This is a genomic window from Paenibacillus sp. PastM-3 (assembly GCF_029893965.1).
Lineage (GTDB): Bacteria > Bacillota > Bacilli > Paenibacillales > Paenibacillaceae > Paenibacillus_AQ.
The window spans coordinates 12,110-35,945 of sequence record NZ_JARXXP010000027.1 but is presented as its reverse complement, the minus strand read 5'-3'; the positions used below and the strand labels follow the sequence as shown (position 1 = coordinate 35,945).

Sequence of the window (23,836 nt, the reverse complement as noted above, 5' to 3'; positions counted from 1 at the left end):
TTCCTCCTTTAATGTGGGGTTCCTTATATTTGAGCCGCCCGTTTACAAGCAATTCTTAGATGACTGGGATAGCAGCGGACGGCAAGTTAAAAACGTGATTACTCAGCGCCCTTGTTCTTGGATACGATTTCTTCTGCAATAGTCTTAGGCACTTCTTCGTAGTGCGAAAGTTCCATCGAGAATACGCCGCGTCCTTGAGTACCGGAACGGAGAGTTGTGGAGTATCCGAACATTTCGGAAAGAGGCACCTTGGCACGGATAATCTGCGCACCACCACGGGAATCCATACCTTCGATTCTACCGCGACGGGAGTTCAGCATACCCATAACATCGCCCATATATTCCTCAGGAACAGTTACTTCCACTTTCATGATTGGCTCAAGCAGGACAGGCTTACACTTGTCTTTAGCTGCTTTGAGTGCCATCGAGCCGGCGATTTTGAACGCCATTTCGTTGGAGTCAACATCATGGTAAGAACCATCAACGATGGTTGCCTTAACGTCTACAAGCGGGAAGCCTGCAAGAACGCCGTTTTTCATTTGTTCTTCAATACCGGCAAGTGCAGGAGCGATGTATTCTCTTGGTACAGAACCACCGACAACTTTACTTTCGAACTGGCTGCCAGTACCTGGCTCGAGAGGTTCGAATTCAACCCATACGTGACCGTACTGACCGCGACCGCCGGATTGGCGAACGAATTTACCTTCGACGCGTGCTGGAGCCTTGAATGTTTCGCGGTAAGCAACCTGTGGTTTACCCACGTTGGTTTCTACTTTGAATTCACGGCGCATACGGTCGATGATAATGTCAAGGTGAAGCTCACCCATACCTGCCAGGATCGTTTGGCCAGTTTCTTCATCAGTATGCGCACGAAGAGTTGGATCCTCTTCAGTCAGCTTACCGAGAGCAACGCCCATTTTATCTTGGTCGGCTTTGGTTTTTGGTTCAACTGCGATTTCGATAACCGGATCAGGGAAGTTCATTGACTCCAGGATAACCGGGTGTTTCTCATCGCAAAGGGTATCGCCCGTACTTGTGTCCTTCAGACCAACAGCTGCCGCGATATCACCGGCGTAAACGACGGAGATTTCTTGACGGCTGTTCGCATGCATCTGCAGGATACGGCCGATACGCTCACGTTTGCCCTTAGTAGCGTTAACTACGTAAGAACCGGATTCCAGGATACCAGAGTATACACGGAAGAACGTGAGTTTACCAACATAAGGGTCAGTCATGATTTTAAATGCCAGTGCAGAGAATGGCTCTTCATCAGAAGAATGACGAATCGCTTCTGTACCATCTTCCAAGTGACCTTGGATCGAAGGTACATCTACTGGAGAAGGCAGGTAATCAACAACTGCGTCCAGCATCAGCTGAACCCCTTTGTTGCGGTAGGAGGATCCGACAATTACAGGGAAGATCTTAACTTCTACAACGCCTTTGCGCAGAGCAGCTTTGATTTCTTCAACAGTAATCTCTTCGCCTTCCAGGTACTTCATAGTCAGGTCCTCGTCGAGTTCAGCTACCTTCTCGATCAGCTCGAGACGCAGTTCCTCAACTTGTTCCAGGAATGATTCCGGAATGTCAGTAACTTCGATGTTTTGTCCCAGGTCATCTTTGAACATGTGAGCTTTTTGCTCAACCAGGTCAATGATACCAGTGAAATCATTTTCTGCACCGATTGGCAGCTGGATTGCAACTGCATTCGCCTGCAGACGGTCACGCATATCCTTAACAACGTTAAGGAAGTCGGCACCAATGATATCCATCTTGTTTACATAAGCGATCCGGGGAACCCCGTAACGGTCAGCCTGTCTCCAAACGGTTTCAGACTGAGGCTCAACGCCCTCTTTCGCACTGAAAACGCCTACTGCCCCATCCAATACACGAAGGGAACGTTCAACTTCAACAGTGAAGTCAACGTGTCCCGGGGTATCAATGATATTGATGCGGTGACCCTTCCAAGCAGCGGTTGTAGCAGCGGATGTAATGGTGATTCCGCGCTCTTGTTCTTGCTCCATCCAGTCCATTGTAGCAGCACCCTCGTGAACTTCACCGATTTTGTGCGTACGGCCTGTATAGAAAAGAATCCGCTCAGTTGTAGTAGTCTTACCAGCATCAATATGCGCCATGATCCCGATATTACGTGTATTTTTTAAGGAGAACTCTCTTGCCATGAATTGGGTCTCCCTTCAAAATATAGAGTATTTGAACGGCCTTAATCCTACCAGCGGTAGTGAGCAAACGCTTTGTTCGCTTCAGCCATTTTGTGTGTATCTTCGCGTTTCTTAACGGAAGCGCCTGTGTTGTTGGAAGCGTCGATGATCTCAGCCGCCAAACGCTCTTCCATAGTCTTCTCACCGCGGTTGCGTGAGTAGTTTACGAGCCAACGTAATCCCAAAGCAGTACGTCTCTCAGGCTTAACCTCGATAGGCACCTGGTAGTTAGCACCACCGACACGACGAGCTTTTACTTCCAAGACCGGCATGATATTCTTGATGGCAGCTTCGAAAACTTCCATCGGTTCTTTACCTGTACGTTCTTGAATAAGCTTGAACGAGTTGTACAGAATGCTTTGAGCGACACCTCTTTTACCATCCAGCATAATGCGGTTGATCAAACGAGTAACCAACTTGCTATTATACAATGGATCCGGAAGTACGTCTCTCTTAGTAACTGGACCTTTGCGTGGCATGGATATCCCCCTTTCTTAAATGGTTATTACGGAATTTAGTTTAACCTTATTTCTTGGCTTTAGGACGTTTCGCACCGTACTTGGAGCGAGCCTGCATCCGGTTGTTCACGCCTGCTGTATCCAGCGCGCCGCGAACGATATGGTAACGTACCCCTGGAAGGTCTTTTACGCGTCCACCGCGGATCAGTACCACGCTGTGCTCTTGCAGGTTGTGTCCGATACCCGGGATGTAAGCAGTAACCTCGACCTTGTTCGTCAAACGCACACGAGCGTATTTACGAAGCGCGGAGTTCGGTTTCTTCGGAGTCATTGTGCCTACACGAGTGCACACACCGCGTTTTTGCGGGGCGCTCAAATTTGTAGCCTCACGCTTCAGGGCGTTGAAACCTTTTTGAAGAGCTGGCGATTTGGATTTCTCGATTTTGGCTTGACGGCCTTTACGAACCAGTTGATTAATAGTTGGCATTTGTTGTGCCACCCCCTTCCTGAAATGATAATCGTTTCATGAACTTTAAGTCCACAGACCCAGGTGGTTCATAAAAAGACAAATGAAAAGTTTTTGCCGCCGAAGTGTACCCCCGGTACAAAAACAGATCTAATGCTATTGTTTTAAGACGGCTGCCATAGCAGCACCAACTTCTATACCACAGGCTTTGCCCAAATTCAGCATTGTGTCCACATATGTGATCTTCACACCTTGTTTGTTACAAAGCATAACAATTCTGGAAGTAAGCCGTTGATCTCCGTCCTCTGCCACATAGACTTCTGCGGCCTGGCCCAATTCAACCGCCTTGACGGTTTGCTTGGTACCGATCTTGACCTGAGCATCTTGTAATCCTCTATCATCAGTCATAATAAACATTACCTCCAATGAACAAGAATAACAAGGCCACTCACGCACCTTAGACATATTAGCATTATCAGAAGATGATGTCAAGCAATTAAGAAATAAATATTTACAGCAGTCAGCCGCGCCGCGGGATACTGCCCCCGCGGCGCGGAATCTGTCTGCAATAATTAATATATTACTCGGCCGTCACCGTTTCTAGAGCCTCTTGCTCGCTCTCTTCATTCGGATCGCTCAGCTTCACATTACGGTACCGGTTCATACCGGTTCCCGCAGGGATCAGCTTACCAATGATAACATTTTCTTTAAGTCCAAGCAGTTTGTCGACTTTACCCTTAATTGCTGCATCTGTAAGGACGCGGGTAGTCTCCTGGAAGGATGCTGCAGACAGGAAGGAATCTGTCTCCAGGGAAGCCTTGGTAATACCAAGCAGTACCGGCTTGGCAACTGCAGGCTCCTTGCCGGAAAGAATAGCTTCCTTGTTGGCCGCTTCAAATTCCTGAATATCCGCAAATGCGCCTGGCAGAAGATTGGTATCTCCGGCATCGATAATACGGATCTTGCGCAGCATCTGCTTGATCATAACTTCGATGTGCTTATCGTTAATTTCTACACCCTGGTTACGGTATACGCGCTGTACTTCCTGCAGAATGTAGTTCTGTACCCCACGGATACCCTTAATGCGCAGCATTTCCTTAGGGTCGATCGAACCGTCTGTCAGCTCATCCCCGGCTTCAATCTCCTGGCCTTCGCTGACACGCAGACGTGAACCGTAAGTGATAGAGTAGGTCTTGGATTCAGCTTCCCCTTGAACCTCGATTTCGCGGCGGTCCTTGGTTTCACGGATTTCCTTGATTACCCCGTCAATCTCACTGATTGTTGCCTGACCTTTAGGGTTACGGGCTTCGAACAACTCCTGGATACGCGGCAAACCTTGCGTGATATCATCACCGGCAACCCCCCCGGTATGGAACGTACGCATGGTAAGCTGGGTTCCCGGCTCACCGATGGATTGTGCGGCAATAATGCCGACAGCTTCCCCGATTTCCACGAACTTACCTGTTGCCAGGTTGCGTCCGTAGCATTTTTTGCAGACCCCGTGACGGGCACGGCAGCTCAGAACAGAGCGGATTTGCAGCTTGGTTACACCAGCATTAACAATCTCTTCAGCCTTGTCGGAGTCAATCAGGTCGTTACGGTGAACGATGATTTCCTTTGTTTCCGGATGACGGACTGTTTCGAAGGAGTAACGGCCTTCAATACGGTCATACAGATCCTCGATAACTTCTTTACCATCCTGGATACGGCTTACAGTGAAGCCCTTATCCGTACCGCAATCCTCTTCACGGACGATTACGTCCTGCGCAACGTCTACGAGACGACGAGTCAGGTAACCGGAATCCGCTGTACGCAGCGCTGTATCGGCCAGACCTTTACGCGCTCCGTGCGTCGAGATGAAGTACTCGAGGACGGTCAGACCTTCACGGAAATTCGCCTTGATCGGTAATTCAAAGATACGTCCGGAAGGTGTCGCCATCAGACCACGCATACCGCCCAGCTGGGTGATCTGCGATTTGTTACCGCGCGCCTTGGAATCTACCATGAGCATGATCGAGTTAAAGCGGTCCATCGATTTCAGCAGGATGTTAGTAAGCTCATCCTTCGTCTTCGACCAGATTTCAATAACACGGTCATAGCGCTCATCATTGGTGATCAGACCACGGCGGTACTGGTTGGCAACCACGTTGACCTTAGCATCCGATTCTTCCAGAATCTTAGTCTTTTCTTCAGGTACTACTACGTCAGATACGGCAACTGTTACACCGGAACGCGTAGAATACGTGAAGCCAAGCTGTTTGATTTTATCCAGAATTACAGAAGTTTTGGTTGTATGGTAAGTCTCGAAGCAGCGGGCGATAATCAGACCGAGATATTCCTTACCTACAGCACTGGCGTCCTCAGCATCCATAATGCGTTCGCGGATATCGGCACCTTTTTCGTAGATAAAGTATTTCTCAGGAGTACCCTGAAGCAGGTTCGCTTTGGTAGCTTCGTTGATATACGGGAAGCTGCTTGGATAGATTTCGTTAAAGATAATTTTACCGATCGTTGTGATCAGCATTGCACCCTGCTGCTCATCCGTAAAGCTGGTTTTACCCAGGGCTTTAACAGGAATAGCTACACGTGCATGCAGTCCTGCAGTACCGCGCTGATAAGCTGATACAGCCTCATTCACATTGCGCAGGATCATACCTGTGCCCTTCTCTTCCTTGTTGTCCATGGTCAGGTAGAATGTACCGAGGACCATATCCTGGGAAGGGGTAACAACCGGCTTACCGTCCTTAGGGTTAAGGATGTTGCCGGATGCCAGCATCAGGAGACGCGCTTCCGCTTGAGCTTCAGCAGACAGTGGAACGTGCACCGCCATCTGGTCACCGTCAAAGTCGGCGTTGTAAGCCGTACATACGAGCGGGTGAAGACGGATAGCATGGCCTTCAACCAGGATCGGCTCAAATGCCTGGATCCCCAGTCTGTGCAGCGTAGGGGCACGGTTCAGCAGAACCGGGTGCTCTCTGATTACTTCTTCAAGAACATCCCATACTTCAGGGCTGACGCGCTCTACTTTGCGCTTCGCACTCTTGATGTTGTGGGCAAGGCCTTTGTTAACCAGCTCTTTCATAACAAACGGCTTGAAGAGTTCCAGAGCCATTTTCTTAGGAAGACCGCATTGGTACATCTTCAGATATGGTCCTACAACGATAACGGAACGTCCGGAGTAGTCAACACGTTTACCGAGCAAGTTCTGGCGGAAACGTCCCTGTTTACCCTTCAGCATATGGCTGAGGGATTTGAGCGGACGGTTACCAGGGCCTGTTACAGGACGGCCGCGGCGGCCGTTGTCAATCAGAGCATCAACAGCTTCCTGAAGCATACGTTTTTCGTTCTGCACGATGATGTCAGGAGCACCCAGATCCAACAGTCTCTTAAGACGGTTATTACGGTTGATTACACGGCGGTACAGGTCATTAAGGTCAGACGTAGCAAAACGGCCGCCATCCAGCTGAACCATCGGACGAAGCTCCGGCGGAATTACCGGGAGTACATCCATGATCATCCAGTCAGGTTTGTTGCCGGAGTTACGGAAGGCTTCAATAACTTCAAGACGTTTGATCGCCCGGTTACGGCGCTGGCCCTGAGCCGTGCGCAGCTCTTCCTTGAGGAATTCCAATTCCTTCTCGATGTCGATATCCTGGAGCAGTTTTTTGACTGCTTCAGCACCCATGCCTGCCTGGAATCCGTAGCCGTATTTTTCACGATAGCTGCGGTATTCTTTTTCGGACAGGAGCTGCTTCTTCTCCAGCGGTGTTTCGCCTGGATCTGTTACAACATAGGATGCGAAATAGATGATCTCTTCAAGCGATCTTGGGGACATATCCAGAGCCAGACCCATACGGCTTGGAATGCCTTTGAAATACCAGATATGAGATACCGGAGCTGCCAGCTCGATATGGCCCATACGTTCGCGGCGGACTTTGGCGCGGGTAACTTCAACGCCGCAGCGGTCGCAGACAACGCCCTTATAACGGACACGTTTGTATTTACCACAGTGACATTCCCAGTCTTTTTGCGGTCCAAAGATACGTTCGCAGAACAAACCTTCTTTTTCCGGTTTCAGCGTACGGTAGTTAATGGTTTCCGGTTTTTTTACTTCTCCGCGGGACCAAGAACGAATTTTTTCCGGAGAAGCAAGCCCGATTTTCATAAATTCAAAATTGTTAACGTCCAACAAGGAGCAACCCTCCTTAACCTATATCCTGATTTAGTACCGGAGGCCCTCCCTTGACGGTGAAATCAAAAGAGGGCGCGGTCCTTTTAGATGAAATTATTATCCTGCTACAGCTTAATCGATGCCGACTTCTGCACCCTCAAGATTGAGGCTCAGCTTGTCGCCTGACGTCTCGTCTTCATCATCCAGTTCCTTCATCTCGATTTCCTGCTCGTCGCCGCTGAGGATTTTAACGTCCATACCAAGCGACTGCAGCTCCTTGATGAGTACCTTGAACGATTCCGGAACACCCGGTTCCGGCACATTCTCGCCTTTGACGATGGATTCGTATGTTTTCACACGGCCGACCACGTCATCGGATTTTACGGTCAAAATCTCTTGCAGTGTATATGCGGCACCGTAGGCTTCAAGCGCCCATACTTCCATTTCCCCGAAGCGCTGTCCGCCGAACTGCGCCTTACCGCCGAGCGGCTGCTGCGTTACGAGGGAGTAAGGACCGGTGGAACGGGCATGAATCTTATCATCAACCATGTGCGCCAGCTTGATCATGTGCATGACACCGACAGTAACTTCGCGCTCGAAGCGTTCGCCTGTACGTCCGTCATAAAGCACTGTCTTACCGTTGCGCTGCATGCCTGCTTCTTCCATAGTGTCGAATACGTCGTTCTCACGGGCTCCGTCGAATACCGGCGTAGCAATGTGAATACCGAGCTGCAGCGCAGCCATACCGATATGGACCTCCAGCACCTGACCGATGTTCATACGGGAAGGTACGCCCAGAGGGTTCAGCACTACCTGTACAGGTGTACCGTCCGGAAGGAACGGCATATCCTCTTCAGGCAGGATACGGGCAACGACACCCTTGTTACCGTGACGTCCCGCCATCTTATCACCCTCAGAAATCTTACGTTTCTGGGCGATGTAGACGCGGACCAGCTGATTCACACCAGGAGGCAGCTCATCGCCGTTCTCGCGGGTGAAGACCTTAACATCCACGATAATGCCGTCACTGCCGTGAGGAACGCGCAGCGAGGTGTCACGCACTTCACGCGCCTTCTCACCGAAGATCGCGTGCAGCAGGCGCTCTTCAGCAGTCAGTTCTGTTACGCCCTTAGGAGTTACTTTACCAACGAGAATGTCGCCGGCGTTGATTTCAGCACCGATGCGGATAATGCCGCGCTCGTCAAGATTGCGCAGAGCCTCTTCACCCACGTTAGGAATATCGCGGGTAATTTCTTCAGGTCCCAGCTTCGTATCACGGGCTTCGGATTCGTATTCCTCGATGTGAATCGAAGTGTATACATCTTCCTTAACCAGCTTTTCACTCAGCAGGATCGCATCCTCGTAGTTGTAACCCTCCCAAGTCATGAACGCAACGACTACGTTGCGGCCCAGGGCCAATTCGCCCATTTCAGTGGAAGGACCATCTGCCAGGATATCGCCCTTCTTAACAATGTCCCCTCTTTTGGCAAGAGGACGCTGGTTAATACAGGTACCTTGGTTCGAACGCATAAATTTGTGTAATTTATATTTAACGATATCGCCTTTAACTTCCTTGCCGTCGACAGCCTCTACGCGGCGCAGCCAAATTTCGTTGGCTGAGGAGCGTTCGATGATACCGTCATACTTGGAAACAATACATACGCCCGAATCCTTAGCGGATTTATGCTCCATCCCTGTGCCGACAAGCGGTGCCTTCGGAATCAGAAGCGGAACGGCCTGACGCTGCATGTTCGATCCCATCAGTGCGCGGTTGGAGTCATCGTTCTCAAGGAACGGAATGAGCGCCGTAGCGACCGATACAACCTGTTTTGGCGAAACGTCCATGTAGTCAACGCGATTACTAGGCATTGTAGTAATGTTGTCGGAATCTTTGTTGTAACGGACGATAACCATATCTTCCTTGAACGTACCATCTTCCTCGATCTGTACGTTCGCCTGAGCGACTACATAGTTATCCTCTTCATCGGCAGTCAGATAATCAATCTGCTCGGTAACCTTACCTGTCTTAGGATCCACCCAACGGTACGGAGCTTCAATAAAGCCATACTCATTGATGCGGGCAAAGGTCGACAAGGAGTTGATCAGACCGATATTCGGACCTTCCGGTGTTTCAATTGGACACATACGGCCGTAGTGACTGTGATGAACGTCGCGGACTTCAAAGCCTGCGCGTTCACGTGTCAGACCACCGGGTCCGAGTGCCGACAGACGGCGCTTGTGCGTAAGCTCGGCAAGCGGGTTCGTCTGGTCCATAAACTGGGACAGCTGCGAGCTTCCGAAGAACTCTTTAATGGACGCAATCACGGGACGGATGTTGATCAGAGCCTGCGGTGTGATCGCATTGGCATCCTGAATCGACATTCTCTCACGCACTACGCGCTCCATACGGGAAAGACCGATACGGAACTGGTTCTGCAGCAGCTCACCAACGGAACGCAAACGTCGGTTACCCAAGTGGTCGATATCGTCAGTATTGCCGATACCGTGCAGCAGATTAATAAAGTAGCTGATCGAGGAGATAATATCAGCCTGGGTAATATGCTTGACCGACTTGTCGATGTTGCCGTTGGCAATCAGCTTGATAACCCGGCCTTCTTCAATCGGCGAGAATACGTCGATCGTCTGCAGTGGAATATCTTCACTGTCCATAACTCCGCCGGTTACGCGGTAGTTTTTGGCAGCCACGTTCTTTTCAAAATAAGGGATCAGCTCATCAAGCAGACGGCGGTCAACCATTTGACCGGATTCCGCCAGAATCTCCCCTGTCGCTTCATCAACGAGCGGCTGGGCCAGACGCTGATTGAACAGACGGTTCTTGATGTGCAGCTTTTTATTGATTTTGTAGCGGCCGACATTCGCCAGATCATAGCGCTTAGGATCAAAGAAACGTGCGACCAAAAGGCTCTTGGCATTGTCAAGTGTCGGCGGCTCGCCCGGACGCAGACGCTCGTAAATTTCAATAAGCGCTTTTTCCGTGGAATCCGTGTTGTCTTTATCCAGCGTATTGCGAATATATTCATCATTACCAAGCAGTTCCAGAATCTCGGCATCACTACCGAAACCAAGAGCACGCAGAAGCACAGTAACCGGGATTTTACGTGTACGGTCGATCCGGACATACATGATGTCCTTTGCATCCGTTTCAAGCTCCAGCCAGGCCCCGCGGTTAGGAATTACTGTGGCGGTGTAGGTTTTTTTGCCGTTCTTATCCACTTTTGTGCTGAAATAGACGCTAGGAGAGCGAACCAACTGGCTGACAATAACCCGTTCCGCACCATTGATAATAAAAGTGCCGGTCTCCGTCATCAGCGGGAAATCTCCCATGAACACTTCCTGCTCTTTGACCTCACCGGTCTCCTTATTAATGAGCCGTACCTTAACCCGCAGAGGAGCCGCATATGTTACGTCCCGCTCTTTAGCGTCGTCAACCGTATATTTCGGTTCACCCAGGCTGTAATCAATGAACTCAAGCACCAAATTACCCGTGAAATCCTGGATCGGCGAGATGTCCTGGAACATTTCCCGCAATCCTTCCTCCAAAAACCAATCGTAAGATTTTTGTTGGATCTCGATCAGGTTCGGGACCTCGAGTACCTCGTTAATTCTCGCATAGCTCCGCCGAGTGCGTCGACCATACTGAACAAGATGTCCTGCCAACTTTACTCACCCCTCATGTCTACTCACTTAAAAATTGATTGCGAACCCTTGTTTGGAACCGTATAATGGAACCATAACACAAGGATTCGACCATAAATAAAGAAAAGCCCTTATCGAAATCTTTCGAAAAAAGAGCGCATCTATCCATGGCCAAAATACTCCTTATCCAGTAGATTTGCCTAAAACGTACATATTATACGTCAACAAGCAACAGTTTATGCGCTATTAACTATTATCCCGGCGGACTTCGCCGCGACAGTAACATAGAGAACGGAATTCGCACAAACTTCCCAAACGGCTTGCGCTTGCCGGCGATAATATCACTTGACATTTCAGCAAACTAAAGACATGGAGCCTAGGTTAATACTGACATTTTATAATAATACCACTATCAAAAGCACATGTCAATAATCATTCAACTATTTTTTGTGCTTTAATAATGCGGTATCCCTTATCCTTTGTTACTTCCTCTACAACCGGGAACAGACTTTCCAGCTTGGCCACTGCTGAAGGTGCCCCCTGCTTCTTCTGAATGACAATCCACAGCGCTCCGCCCTCATTCAAATGTTCATATGCCTGTTCAAAAATCTGATGCACCACAGCTTTACCTGCCCGGATCGGCGGGTTGGTGAGAATCACATCGAACATCTGCCCCTGTACTGCAGACAGCACATCACTTTCTTTCACCGTAATGTTCTTCACACCGTTATTCCCGGCATTCTCACGGGCAAGCTCTACCGCACGGCTGTTGATATCGATCATTGTTACATGGCCTTCCGGAGCAAGCAGCGCCGCACTGATTCCAATAGGTCCGTACCCGCACCCAACATCAAGAACTGCCGCATTACGCGGTACCTCGATTGATTCAATCAGCACCCTGCTTCCGTAATCGATATCCCCCTTGGAAAAAACGCCGGCATCACTTATAAATTTTAGGCTTTTACCTCTCAGTACTGTGTTTAGCGTCCGTCTGTCATGGCGCGCATCCGGTTGCTGGGAGTAATAATGCTGCGACATTCATTGCCCTCCCTTCTTATCAAAGTAACAACTTCTTTATAAAGCAACCCCCTTGAACAAGTTCAAGGGGGTTGCAAGAACCGGAGAGAATTACCTCTATCCGGGGTAATGCTTTATGGAAGCGAAATTACTTCACTTCTACAGCTGCGCCTGCTTCTTCCAATTTAGCTTTGGTAGCATCAGCATCTTCTTTGCTTACTTTTTCTTTGATTGGCTTAGGAGCGTTGTCTACCAGGTCTTTAGCTTCTTTCAAGCCCAGACCAGTGATTTCGCGAACGATTTTGATAACGTTGATCTTGGAAGCGCCAGCGCCTGTCAGGATTACGTCAAATTCAGTTTGCTCTTCAACAGCTGCTGCTGCTGCGCCGCCGCCTACTGCAACTGGAGCTGCAGCAGTTACGCCGAATTCTTCTTCGATTGCTTTAACCAGGTCGTTCAGTTCCAGTACGCTCATGCCTTTAATTGCTTCCAAGATTGCTTCTTTACTCATGGTTGAACCTCCATTTTATAATTAAATTTGTTTGTGTTCGTGTTACGAAACCCGAGACAAAGGCTTACGCGCTTTGTTCTTCTTTTTCAGCGACAGCTTTAACTGCAAGCGCGAAGTTGCGCATTGGAGCTTGAAGCACGCTAAGCAGCATGGAGAGCAAACCTTCGCGGGAAGGAAGTTCTGCCAGTGCCTTGATTTGCGCCTCATCTACAACTTTGCCTTCTACTACGCCACCCTTAAGTTTCAGAGCGTCGTTCTTCTTAGCGAAGTCGTTCAAAATTTTGGCAGCAATTACTGCGTCCGTTTCACTGAAGGCGATGGCTGTAGGACCAGTCAGTACTGCATCCAGATCAGTCAGTTCAGCCGCTGCAGTCGCACGACGAAGCAATGTGTTCTTCAGGACCTGGAACTCAACGCCAGCTTCACGAAGCTGCTTACGCAGTTCGGTTACTTGCGAAACGTTCAGACCGCGGTAGTCCGCAACAACAGTAGAGATACTGTTCTGCAGTTTGCCGGTAACAACATCAACCGCATCCTGTTTAGCTTGGATTACTTTTGCATTTGCCAATTGTATACACCTCCTGAAAATTTATGTGACGGCGTTCTCTTCCAAAGAATCTCCGCCGTTCCTACGCAGGCATTAGAAAAGCCTCCGCAGAATCACGAAGGCTTGATAAAAGGAAAGTCTCAAGGCAGATGCCCTGTACTTTATATTTCTATCACAACACCTCGGTAGGAAATTAAGCCTTGAGGCACCTACTGTCTACGGTAAGCATATTCATGTTTAAGAATGATCACCTTAAGTACAACTGTTATAGATTATCAGAGATAACTCCAGGAGTCAACCCTTAATTATCTGTATGCAGCTGTGCTCACGCGAGCGCTTGGTCCCATCGTGGAAGAAATAGCGATGCCTTTAAGGTATACACCTTTAGCAGCAGCCGGTTTCGCCCGGTTCAAAGCGTCGATAAGAGCTTTAAGATTCTCGTTCAATTGTTCAGGAGCAAAGGACACTTTGCCGATAGGCGCGTGAATTTGACCTGCTTTATCGAGACGGTATTCGATTTTACCGGCTTTGATTTCTTGCACAGCCTTGGTAACATCGAAAGTAACAGTGCCGGCTTTAGGGTTAGGCATAAGGCCTTTACCACCAAGCAGACGACCCAGTTTACCGACTTCACTCATCATATCAGGTGTAGCTACGCAGACATCGAATTCAAACCAGCCCTGTTGGATTTTGTTGATCATATCCTGATCGCCAACATAATCCGCGCCGGCAGCTTCTGCTTCCTTCGCTTTTTCACCCTTTGCAAATACAAGCACGCGTTGTGTTTTACCAGTGCCGTGTGGCAGGACAACAACACCACGAACTGCTTGGTCTTGTTTACGCGGGTCTACACCCAGACGAACTGCTGCTTCAACGGTTTCGTCGAATTTGGCAGTTGCCGCCTTTTTCACAAGCTCTACAGCTTCTGAAGGCTCGTAAGTTGCTTCGCTGTTAATCAGCTTAGCAGATTCCAGGTATTTCTTACCATGTTTAGCCATGAAAATGTTCCTCCTTTGTGGTGTTAGCGGAAATTCCTCCCACATATTGCGGTCATGAATGACCGGTTCATCGAATACATATTAGTCTTCGATTGTGATACCCATAGAACGGGCAGTACCTTCAACCATACGCATTGCAGCTTCAACAGATGCAGCGTTAAGGTCAGGCATTTTGGTTTCGGCGATTTCACGAACCGCTGCGCGGCCGAGCTTCGCTACTTTTTTCTTGTTTGGTTCACCGGATCCTTTTTCTACTTTAGCAGCGATGCGAAGCAGAACGGCAGCCGGAGGAGTTTTAGTGATGAAAGTAAAGGAACGGTCTTCAAACACTGTAATTTCAACCGGGATGATCAGACCAGCCTGGTCAGCAGTACGGGCGTTGAATTCCTTACAGAATGCCATGATGTTGACACCTGCTTGACCCAACGCAGGACCTACTGGAGGCGCTGGATTCGCTTTCCCTGCAGGAATCTGCAGTTTCACCATTTTAATAACTTTTTTAGCCATGAGTGACACCTCCTTGCAAAAATAGTGGTATTCGAATGCTTAATGCATTCTCCCACAAGAAACCCTTGACACTGTTATTATATTTTTTCCACTTGAGTGAAATCCAACTCCAGCGGGGTTTCCCGTCCAAACATGTTGACATGCACTTTGATCTTACTCTTGTCGGCCAAAATTTCTTCCACGGAGCCCACGAAATTCGCAAAAGGCCCAACCATAATACGTACGGATTCCTTAATTTCGAAATCAATCTTCGCTTTAGGTTCAACCATGCCCATATGCTTCAGAATTTGTTCAACTTCTTCCGGAAGCAAAGCGGTAGGCTTGGAGCCGGAACCTGTCGAACCGACAAATCCGGTAACGCCCGGCGTATTGCGGACAACATACCATGAATCATCAGTCTGAACCATTTCAACCAAAACATAACCGGGGTAAACTTTACGCATGACAGTCTTTTTCTTACCGTCCTTGTTTACCAGCTCTTCTTCCATAGGAACAAGAACGCGGAATATTTTGTCCTCCATGCCCATGGACTCAACGCGTTTTTCCAAATTGGCCTTAACCTTATTCTCATACCCGGAATAGGTATGAACAACATACCATCTTTTTTCCATACCAAGCCACCTTGGACCTCTCTAAATAATCGCTTCGATTACAGCGGAAATAACGATGTCCAGAACCCAGAAGTAAACAGCGATAACTACAATTGTACCGAGAACGATCATTGTATAGTTCTTCAGCTCTTTACGGCTAGGCCAGCGAACTTTTTTGAGTTCACTCCAGCTCTCAGTGAAAAAGGAAAACAAAGACTTGAAACTACGTTTCACGCCGACTACACCTCCAAAGACTATCTGGTTTCGCGATGAGGAGTTTGCTCGTTACAGAACTTGCAAAATTTCTTCATCTCCAAGCGGTCGGGGTGATTTCGCTTGTTTTTGGTTGTCGCATAGTTTCTTTGTTTGCAACTTGTACAAGCCAAAGTGATAATTACCCGCATGATGTGCACCTCCCGAAGACGTACTTCTAATTTAAATTAGAAGACGCAAATATTGATCCTAAAAAAAACCCGCGAATTTAGGCCTACCTAAAACACTTTAGCATAATGTCAACGTCTGTGTCAACGAAAGAATTGCCCTATCGCGCTGGGTAATTCCGGGTTTGTAGTCGTGTGCCGCATATCGTCCTGGTTCTGCCTTTTCCCCGCTGAACGCGGTTATTCCCTATCATTATGGAGCATTCCGACTTTGTGTAAACCTGTTCCAACCGCAAGCGTCCAAATTCTCATCTGTTCCTGATACAGAAGCCAGCAAAACACTAAAAAAGACTCGATGTCCGAGCCTTTCATTAACATTATATCATTAATTGTCACGCACTTCCAGATATCTTTCCAATTTCCGTTTGACCCGCTGCAAAGCATTGTCGATAGACTTTACATGCCGCTTCAGATCCTCGGCAATCTCCTGATAAGAGCGTCCGTCCAGATAAAGCATCAGCACCTTGCGTTCCAAATCGCTCAGGATCTCAGCCATCTTATCTTCCAGTCCGATGAATTCCTCCTGGTTGATAATCAGCTCTTCCGGATCCAGCACCTGGGTGCCGCAGATCACATCCATCAGCGTCCGGTCGGAGTCCTCATCATAGATGGGCTTGTCCAAAGATACATAGGAATTAAGCGGAATATGCTTCTGGCGGGTAGCCGTCTTAATCGCGGTAATGATCTGACGGGTAATGCAAAGCTCGGCAAACGCCTTGAATGAAGAAAGCTTGTCGCCCTTGAAGTCACGGATTGCCTTATACAGGCCAATCATGCCTTCCTGCACGATATCCTCCCGGTCAGCCCCGATTAAAAAATAGGAACGGGCCTTGGCGCGTACGAAATTACGGTACTTGTTAATTAAGTGTTCCAATGCGCCGCTGTCGCCACTACGGAAGATCTCGACAATCTCTTCATCACTTATGAAATCATACTCGGAAAGCATTATTTCCTTGAGGTCGACACTCACCAAGAATCCCCCCGGCTGCAACGCAAGACACATCGTTACTTCGCTAAAATATAGGAACAGTATATATTATGTTACCTTACAACGTCAACCGGATATTGTCCAAAAACAATCTTCAATAACATTTAATGGCATTTTGTTAGGGGGGGGTACGTCAGCCAATTCATTGCCGGCGCCAGTCTTCAAGACGTTTGCGCATATCCGGCGGCAGCTTTTCTTCCAGCGAGTGCCGTTTGGAGCTGATGCTTTCCGGTTCTATCGCCTTTTTGACAAGCTTCTGATTGTCTTCAATTTCTACCTTCAGCTCTCGGGCGGAGACACGCAAAGCCCCTTGGGCAAAAATGACATGCTGTTCCACAAAATCGCTGGTTGCCACATATATCTGCCGGCGCCGGTGGGTGTATTCCCCCACCAGTCGCTCGATGCATTCGTCCGCTGTCTCTTTTTCCTTAGTGAAGACCACCTGTACCTTCCCCTGTACAAAAGAACGCCCGAGTCCCGGGACACGGTAAGCATCGAACACGGCGATAACGCGCCGCCCTGTGAATGCCTGATAATCGGCCAGCATATCCAGCAGCCGGTCACGCGCCTCCTGCATGCCGGTCAGCGAGAGTGCCGCGAGTTCCGGCCAGCCGCCTATCATGTTGTATCCATCCACCAGCAGCACATCGCGCCAGTCAGCCATAGCTATCCCTGCTGATGCCGGCGGCGCAGCACCTCATACATAATTACTCCGGCAGCAACGGAAGCGTTAAGGGAATTGATTTTGCCCGCCATTGGAAGCTTAAGCAGCACGTCACATTTCTCACGGATCAGCCGGCCCATGCCTTTATTTTCATTGCCAATTACGACAGCAACCGGTCCGGTAAAAATATCTGATTCATACAGATTCTGATCCGTAGCGACATCCGTGCCTACTACCCAGACGCCCAGCTCCTTCAGCCGGTCAATAGTCTGTCCGAGATTGGTAACCCGGGCTACCGGGACGTACTCTACTGCACCCGCTGATGTTTTGGAGACTGTCGCTGTAATCTGAGCCGACCGCCGCTTCGGAACAATTACGCCATGCACTCCGGTGCAGTCCGCCGTACGCAGGATAGAGCCCAGATTATGCGGATCTTCAATTTCATCGAGCAGAATCAGAAACGGCGGTTCTCCCTTAGCTTCGGCCGCTGCCAGAATATCAGACACCTCCGTGTAGGCAAAAGGTGCCCCTTGTGCAACTACCCCCTGATGCTGCACTCCGGGTGCAAGCTGATCCAGCTTTCTTTTGTCAACATGCTGGATCACGATACCCGCCTTGCGCGCTTCGGCGATAATAGGCGCCGTCAAATGCTTCTGTGCCGTTTCAGCGACCCAGATTTTGTTCAGTGTACGGCCGGCGCGGAGCGCTTCAAGCACTGAGTGCTTGCCAGCCAGTATTTCCTCTTCCGTCTTTAGTTCTTCCATGATCACGCCTCCTGTTCTATAGCTTTAACGGCCTCACTTGGACCGGTTCATCATATACTGAATACTGCTGTGGACCAGCTCCTGAATTCTCGCCTGCTGCCCCGTGTAATACAGATGTCCGATCAGACACTCAAATGCCGTGGCATGACGGTATTCGAGCACATCGGCATTTTTGGGAATCGTGCCTGATTTCGCGTTGCGTCCCTGGCGGGCCACATCCTTCTCCTCATCGGTCAGCTGAGGCTCCAGATAGGCAAGAATAGTGCTCTGCGCTTTGGCAGAGACGAGTCCGGTGGCCGTCCGGTGCAGATGATTAGGCCGCAGATTCGGCAGTGAGATCAGATACTGCCTTACCGCAACCTCATAGATGGCATCCCCGGCATAGGCCAGCACGATTGGCGAGAGCAGCCGTGCCGGCTGCGAAGGCTCGTACGGGAACCAGGCCTGATCTAGATTAAACCCGCCGCTCATTTGCGCCGCCACCGCATTCCCTGCGGAGTATCCTCCAGCAGAATGCCGAGGCTGTTCAGCTCATCACGGATTTCATCGGACCGGCTCCAGTTCTTGTTCTTACGCGCTTCAGCCCGTTCAGCAATCAGGCGTTCAACCTCTTCACTTGCCACCTCAGCCTCAAGCTCAGGAGTTAGGTTTAACACAGCATTCATTTCAGCGTAAGTCTTCAGCAGTGCTGCGAGATCTGCCGCCGCAGCATCCGTCTTGGCCAGGGTTTGATTCGCCAGGCTCACCCACTCAAACACGGCGGTGATGGCATCCGGCGTATTGAAATCATCCTGCATTTTCGCATGAAAACTGCCGGTTATGGCCGCCAGCCGCTCGGTAACCGGAGCGCTTGCTTCACCCTCAGCCCCTTCAGGAGCCAGTTCAAGCCGGTGCTTCACATTGCTCTCAGCAAGCGCAATCCGTTCCACGCTCTTCTCGGCGGACAGCAATGCTTCCTCCGTAAAGTTCAATTGATTGCGGTAATGGCTGGAGAGCATGAAATACCGGATAGTCCCTGCCTTAAAGCGGGCGCGGATATCCTTTACCAGCAGGCCGTTACCCAGAGACTTCGACATTTTCTCGTCGCCGATGTTCAAAAACGCGTTGTGCATCCAATAATTCGACAGCGGCTCACCCGTCAGCGCTTCGGTCTGTGCGCATTCGCATTCATGGTGCGGGAATTTCAGATCCTCTCCGCCGCCATGGATGTCGATAGTCTTGCCTAAATATTCGCGGACCATCGCCGAGCACTCAATGTGCCAGCCGGGACGTCCTTCTCCCCATGGACTTGCCCAGTGCACCTCGCCCGGTTTGGCCGCCTTCCAGAGCACAAAATCCTCCTGGTTTTCCTTGCGGGGATCTACCTCGACACGGATACCGAAGCGCAGCTCCTCCAGGTTCTGGCGGGACAGCTTGCCGTAATCAGCAAATTTGCCGGTACGGTAATACACATCCCCGCCGTTCTCATAGGCGTAGCCCTTCTCTTCAAGCTCCTTGATAAACTCAATAATCTTATCCATGCTCTCCGTAACCCGCGGATTCATGGTCGCCGGCTTCACACCGAGTCCGGCCAGATCCTCCTGATAAGCCGCAATGAACATGTCCGCAACCTCAGCCACAGTGATGTTCATCTCTTCCGCTTTGCGGATCATTTTGTCATCCACATCAGTGAAGTTGGTCAGATAACGCACTTCGTTGCCGAGTGATTCCAGATAGTTACGCACCATATCAAAAACGATAACCGGTCTGGCATTCCCGATGTGCATATAGCCGTAGACTGTAGGTCCGCATACATACATCTTCACTTTTCCCGGCTCCTGCGGTACAAACTCTTCTTTACTGCGTGTCATAGTGTTGTAGATTTGCAAAGCCATTTCTGTTCCCAATCCTTTCTGTTGTTCCGGGATTCGCTTAAACTCCGGCAATCTTTAAATTTCATAATCCCCGATATACTGCTGGCTTTCCAGCCTCCGCTGCTCTGCCTTCTGTTTATCCTCATTACCCAGCTGCTCACGCAGCTCCTCAATTTCCTTCTGCAGAAACCGCAGGGAATCAATGAGCGGATCGGGCATTTTGGTATGATCCAGGCGGTCGGATACCCGTTCCCCGTTGCGCTTGACTACACGTCCAGGGTTCCCCACGACTGTACTGTTGTTCGGGACTTCCCGCAGAACGACCGCGTTGGAGCCTATATTTGAATTATCGCCGATCCGGAAGGATCCCAGTACTTTTGCCCCTGAACCGATAACTACATTGTTGCCGACCGTCGGATGACGTTTGCCCTTTTCCTTACCCGTACCGCCAAGGGTTACCCCCTGATAGATGATGACGTCATCGCCAATTTCACAGGTTTCACCAATGACGATCCCCATGCCGTGGTCAATGAACAGCCGGTTACCAATCCGCGCGCCGGGGTGGATCTCCACACCGGTCATGAACCGGCTGAACTGCGAGACAATCCGTGCCAGTGTAAACCACCGGCGGGTATACAGGGAGTGGGCAATCCTGTGCGCCCATATAGCGTGAAGTCCGGCATAAGTAAAAACAACCTCGAATTTGCTCCGCGCCGCGGGATCGTTGTCGAATACAGCCCGGATATCCGACTTTATATGCTTAAACATCACGTTTCCCCTCTTCTTGGCTTCGCCGCCTCCTGTTAACAGGTACGCCTGGCGAAGGTAGTATCAACCCGCTTTGTAACCATCACTGCAAGGCACCGAACGCTCCTTATATTCCGACAAAAAACGCCTCTGCAGCTCAAAGCTGCAGAGGCGTTAAACCGCGGTTCCACTCTGCTTGGATCATGTATCAGCGCTTATAGCCGTTCCCGGCCTGCAGCTGATGCTATCCCTCTTGCGTTAATAACGGCAACGTTCCCGGCACAGCCTAACGCTCCTCTCACGGAACCGCTCAGCCGCACAGCTCACAGGCGCATATTCTGCGGAAGACAAATGAATAACTCCCAGCCACGAAGGATACAAATCCTCTGCCGTTATTCTCTCTGGTAATTGTCATTAAACGCATACTTCTCCTGATCACAGCTATTACAATATGTCTCTATCTTAGCGAAAAGAACCTGGACTGACAAGGGTTATAGGCAGCCTTCTGCAGCCTAGTTCCCTTTAATTTGTGATTTCAGGCGTTCAATTACCCGGTTGCGTCCAAGCAGGGCAATTGTCACATTCAGATCACGGCCATGTGTCTGGCCGGTCAGGGCGACACGGATCGGCATAAACAGCCCTTTACCCTTATGGCCGGTTTCTTTCTGCACTTCTTTAATCAGCACTGCCATATTCGCAGCAGTGAAGTCCTCAGTAGCCTCCACCTTACCCAGGAATGCGGACAAAACCTCCGGCACCTGCGGCTCGGCAAGCACCTGGGCTGCTTCAGTCTCCAGCTCCAGATGGCTGCGGAAGAACAGCTCGGACAACGCAACGATGTCTGATGCCGCCGTCATCTGCTCCTGGTACAGCGCTACAAGGCTTTCGGCCCAAGTCTGCTGCTCTTCATTCAGCTCTGCCGGCAGCCGGCCTGCCTTTTGAAGATGCGGGATAGCAAGGCGTGCGATCCGCTGAGGATCTGCATGCTTGATATAGTGGTTATTAAGATGCGCCAGCTTGTTCTTGTCGAACACTGCCGGGCTCTTCGACAGGCGGTCAGCCGTAAAGATAGAGATCAGCTCTTCCTGGCTGAAGATCTCCTCTTCCCCTTCCGGCGACCAGCCTAGCAGGGAAATGTAATTGAACAGCGCCTCGGGCAGGTAGCCCAGCTGGTCGTACTGCTCGATAAATTGAATAATGGATTCGTTGCGCTTGCTCAGCTTCTTGTGGTCATCGCCGACAATCAGCGTCATATGGCCGAACAGCGGAGCTTCCCAGCCCAGTGCTTCGTAAATCATCAGCTGGCGCGGCGTATTGGAGATATGATCTTCCCCGCGCAGCACATGGGAGATTTCCATCAGGTGATCATCAACGGCAACCGCGAAGTTATAGGTTGGAATCCCGTCCTTCTTCACGATGACAAAGTCACCCATTTCCTTGGTATTAAAGGAAATGCTGCCTTTAACGATATCGTCAAAGGTATAGGTACGGTCTTCCGGCACCCGGAAGCGGATGCTGGCAATACGTCCCTCTGCCTCAAAGGCAAGACGCTGCTCTTCGGTCAGATTGCGGTGCTTGCCGGAATAGCGCGGGGTTTCGCCGCGTGCGGTCTGTTCCTCACGCTCTGCTTCCAGCTCTTCTTCCGTGCAGTAGCAGCGGTAAGCAAGACCGCGGTCGATCAGATCCTGCCAGTATACGCGGTACAGATCCAGACGTTCCGTCTGGCGGTACGGACCGTATTCCCCGCCTACATCTACGCTCTCATCCCAGTTGATACCCAGCCATTTCAAATACTTCAGCTGGCTTTCTTCACCGCCGGCAACGTTGCGCTTTACGTCCGTATCTTCGATCCGGATAATGAATTTTCCGCCCTGATTCCGGGCAAACAGATAGTTAAACAATGCCGTTCTGGCATTTCCGATATGTAAATGTCCCGTAGGGCTCGGTGCATAACGCACCCGGACTTGATCCGCCACTGTAATTCCCTCCGCTTCATAATGGGTAAAATTAGGCCTTGCATAGCCATCTCAAGATGATATCACATCTTGGAGCAGGCAGACAATAGATTGTGCCGCAATTCCTTCGCCGCGTCCGGTGAAGCCGAGCTGTTCCGTCGTTGTTGCCTTTACATTAACCTTGGAAACCTCAGCACCCAGCGCTTTGGCAATAATCTCTGTCATTTGCGGGATATAAGGAGCCATCTTGGGCTTCTGTGCAATTATAGTAGAATCAATATTTCCAAGCTTGTAGCCGCGCTCACGGGCAAGCCCCCATACATGCTCCAGCAGCTTCAGGCTGTCTGCATCCTTGAACGCCGGGTCCGTATCGGGAAAATGCCGGCCGATATCGCCAAGCCCTAGTGCCCCCAGAATGGCATCGCTGACTGCGTGCAGCAGCACATCCGCATCGGAGTGGCCCAGCAGCCCCTTTTCATAAGGAATCGTTACACCGCCAATAATGCACGGTCTTCCCTCTACCAGCTGGTGTACATCAAATCCTTGTCCTACAGCTATCATCTGTTAACCCTCTCCCCTGATTCTTTGTGTAAACTCTGCAAAATCCAGATCCTCCGGTGTCGTCAGCTTGATATTGCTGTAGCTTCCCTCCACCACAGAGACCGTAATACCGCTGCGTTCCGCGAGGCTGGAATCATCGGTGCCGAGGAATCCGTCCCGCTCCGCCGCTTCGTAGGACGCCATCAGCTCAGACAGACGAAAAGTCTGCGGGGTCTGAATCGCCCACAGACTTCGCCGGTCAGGTGTAGACACTACTTGGCCTGCACTATCTACCTGCTTAATAGTATCCTTAACCGGTACAGCAAGTACTGACGCCCCGGTCTGGGCAGCCTTGCTGTAACAGGCGCTGATCTCTGTTGCCTGTACAAACGGGCGTACGCCGTCATGAACCATGACCCAGTCTGTCTCCAGCGCCTGCAGTCCCTTGTACACGGAATGCTGCCGCTCGGCTCCGCCGGCAATAACAGCCTTCACTTTATCCAGCCTGTAGGCCTCCACCCATTCCCGGCAGCGGAGGATATCCGCTTCACCGGTCACCAGCACAATTTCGGAGATAAGCTCATGCCGCTGGAACACCTCAAGCGTATGAATGATTACCGGTTTATCCTGCAGAAGCAGATACTGCTTGCTCTCGGCTGTCCCCATCCTTGTCCCTTTGCCTGCCGCCACAATTACGGCGCCCACACTGTTTGACATGTTCTTTAGGCTCCTGTCTTTCACGTATAT

The 23,836-nt window shown here is 50.2% G+C and carries 23 protein-coding genes and 1 other annotated feature; all 23 genes read right to left on the bottom strand.

Going from position 1 to position 23,836, the window contains the following annotated elements:
- Positions 1–98: 98 nt before the first annotated feature.
- The 23 genes from fusA to ispD all read right to left on the bottom strand — a co-directional run bounded on the left by fusA (position 99) and on the right by ispD (position 23,806).
- A complete protein-coding gene (gene fusA / locus M2108_RS25980) occupies positions 99–2,177 on the bottom strand; it encodes an elongation factor G (protein ID WP_277472280.1) in 2,079 nt (692 codons plus the stop codon).
- A 47-nt stretch (positions 2,178–2,224) separates the two neighbouring features.
- A complete protein-coding gene (gene rpsG / locus M2108_RS25975) occupies positions 2,225–2,695 on the bottom strand; it encodes a 30S ribosomal protein S7 (RefSeq protein ID WP_019908219.1) in 471 nt (156 codons plus the stop codon).
- A 46-nt stretch (positions 2,696–2,741) separates the two neighbouring features.
- The gene (gene rpsL, locus M2108_RS25970) at positions 2,742–3,161 is read right to left on the bottom strand and encodes a 30S ribosomal protein S12 (RefSeq protein ID WP_277472279.1); all 420 of its coding nucleotides are present in this window, start codon (positions 3,159–3,161) and stop codon (positions 2,742–2,744) included.
- A gap of 135 nt (positions 3,162–3,296) precedes the next feature.
- Positions 3,297–3,548, bottom strand: coding sequence for a ribosomal L7Ae/L30e/S12e/Gadd45 family protein (locus M2108_RS25965; RefSeq protein ID WP_042131229.1), 252 nt, complete (start codon positions 3,546–3,548; stop codon positions 3,297–3,299).
- Between the two features lie 172 nt (positions 3,549–3,720).
- Positions 3,721–7,332: a DNA-directed RNA polymerase subunit beta' gene (rpoC, locus tag M2108_RS25960; protein ID WP_277472278.1), complete on the bottom strand. Its 3,612-nt coding sequence runs from the start codon at positions 7,330–7,332 to the stop codon at positions 3,721–3,723.
- 111 nt (positions 7,333–7,443) lie between these two features.
- Entirely contained in the window at positions 7,444–10,989 is a 3,546-nt protein-coding gene (rpoB, locus tag M2108_RS25955) for a DNA-directed RNA polymerase subunit beta (protein WP_277472277.1), read from the bottom strand.
- Positions 10,990–11,400: 411 nt separating this feature from the next.
- Positions 11,401–12,006 carry a class I SAM-dependent methyltransferase gene (locus M2108_RS25950; RefSeq protein ID WP_277472276.1) on the bottom strand — a complete coding sequence of 202 codons (606 nt, stop codon included), beginning with the start codon at positions 12,004–12,006 and terminating at the stop codon, positions 11,401–11,403.
- 127 nt (positions 12,007–12,133) lie between these two features.
- Complete coding sequence (gene rplL / locus M2108_RS25945) at positions 12,134–12,496, bottom strand: 50S ribosomal protein L7/L12 (RefSeq protein ID WP_277472275.1); 363 nt, start codon at positions 12,494–12,496, stop codon at positions 12,134–12,136.
- 64 nt (positions 12,497–12,560) lie between these two features.
- Entirely contained in the window at positions 12,561–13,064 is a 504-nt protein-coding gene (gene rplJ / locus M2108_RS25940; RefSeq protein WP_042202325.1) for a 50S ribosomal protein L10, read from the bottom strand.
- Between the two features lie 65 nt (positions 13,065–13,129).
- Positions 13,130–13,283: a sequence feature (ribosomal protein L10 leader region), on the bottom strand.
- Between the two features lie 65 nt (positions 13,284–13,348).
- Positions 13,349–14,041, bottom strand: a complete 693-nt coding sequence (rplA, locus tag M2108_RS25935) for a 50S ribosomal protein L1 (RefSeq protein WP_068727692.1) — start codon at positions 14,039–14,041, stop codon at positions 13,349–13,351.
- Positions 14,042–14,122: 81 nt separating this feature from the next.
- Positions 14,123–14,548 carry a 50S ribosomal protein L11 gene (gene rplK, locus M2108_RS25930; RefSeq protein WP_019908208.1) on the bottom strand — a complete coding sequence of 142 codons (426 nt, stop codon included), beginning with the start codon at positions 14,546–14,548 and terminating at the stop codon, positions 14,123–14,125.
- Between the two features lie 77 nt (positions 14,549–14,625).
- The gene (gene nusG / locus M2108_RS25925; protein WP_020427084.1) at positions 14,626–15,159 is read right to left on the bottom strand and encodes a transcription termination/antitermination protein NusG; all 534 of its coding nucleotides are present in this window, start codon (positions 15,157–15,159) and stop codon (positions 14,626–14,628) included.
- Between the two features lie 21 nt (positions 15,160–15,180).
- A complete protein-coding gene (secE, locus tag M2108_RS25920; protein WP_277472272.1) occupies positions 15,181–15,372 on the bottom strand; it encodes a preprotein translocase subunit SecE in 192 nt (63 codons plus the stop codon).
- Between the two features lie 20 nt (positions 15,373–15,392).
- Positions 15,393–15,542: a 50S ribosomal protein L33 gene (rpmG, locus tag M2108_RS25915; protein WP_074086515.1), complete on the bottom strand. Its 150-nt coding sequence runs from the start codon at positions 15,540–15,542 to the stop codon at positions 15,393–15,395.
- A 361-nt stretch (positions 15,543–15,903) separates the two neighbouring features.
- Positions 15,904–16,548 carry an RNA polymerase sporulation sigma factor SigH gene (sigH, locus tag M2108_RS25910; protein WP_068727698.1) on the bottom strand — a complete coding sequence of 215 codons (645 nt, stop codon included), beginning with the start codon at positions 16,546–16,548 and terminating at the stop codon, positions 15,904–15,906.
- A 160-nt stretch (positions 16,549–16,708) separates the two neighbouring features.
- Positions 16,709–17,230 (bottom strand): NYN domain-containing protein, encoded by a 522-nt coding sequence (locus tag M2108_RS25905; RefSeq protein WP_277472271.1) that lies wholly within the window; start codon positions 17,228–17,230, stop codon positions 16,709–16,711.
- A 2-nt stretch (positions 17,231–17,232) separates the two neighbouring features.
- A complete protein-coding gene (rlmB, locus tag M2108_RS25900; protein WP_277472270.1) occupies positions 17,233–17,994 on the bottom strand; it encodes a 23S rRNA (guanosine(2251)-2'-O)-methyltransferase RlmB in 762 nt (253 codons plus the stop codon).
- 33 nt (positions 17,995–18,027) lie between these two features.
- Positions 18,028–18,465, bottom strand: coding sequence for a Mini-ribonuclease 3 (locus tag M2108_RS25895; protein WP_277472269.1), 438 nt, complete (start codon positions 18,463–18,465; stop codon positions 18,028–18,030).
- Positions 18,462–19,868, bottom strand: coding sequence for a cysteine--tRNA ligase (gene cysS / locus M2108_RS25890; RefSeq protein WP_277472268.1), 1,407 nt, complete (start codon positions 19,866–19,868; stop codon positions 18,462–18,464). The genes M2108_RS25895 and cysS overlap by 4 nt, the downstream gene beginning before the upstream one ends.
- 54 nt (positions 19,869–19,922) lie before the next feature.
- A complete protein-coding gene (cysE, locus tag M2108_RS25885) occupies positions 19,923–20,615 on the bottom strand; it encodes a serine O-acetyltransferase (RefSeq protein ID WP_277472267.1) in 693 nt (230 codons plus the stop codon).
- A 491-nt stretch (positions 20,616–21,106) separates the two neighbouring features.
- Entirely contained in the window at positions 21,107–22,570 is a 1,464-nt protein-coding gene (gene gltX, locus M2108_RS25880) for a glutamate--tRNA ligase (protein ID WP_277472266.1), read from the bottom strand.
- 51 nt (positions 22,571–22,621) lie between these two features.
- A complete protein-coding gene (ispF, locus tag M2108_RS25875) occupies positions 22,622–23,110 on the bottom strand; it encodes a 2-C-methyl-D-erythritol 2,4-cyclodiphosphate synthase (protein WP_068727711.1) in 489 nt (162 codons plus the stop codon).
- A gap of 3 nt (positions 23,111–23,113) precedes the next feature.
- On the bottom strand, positions 23,114–23,806 hold the full coding sequence (ispD, locus tag M2108_RS25870; protein WP_277472265.1) for a 2-C-methyl-D-erythritol 4-phosphate cytidylyltransferase: 693 nt from the start codon (positions 23,804–23,806) through the stop codon (positions 23,114–23,116).
- Positions 23,807–23,836: the final 30 nt, after the last annotated feature.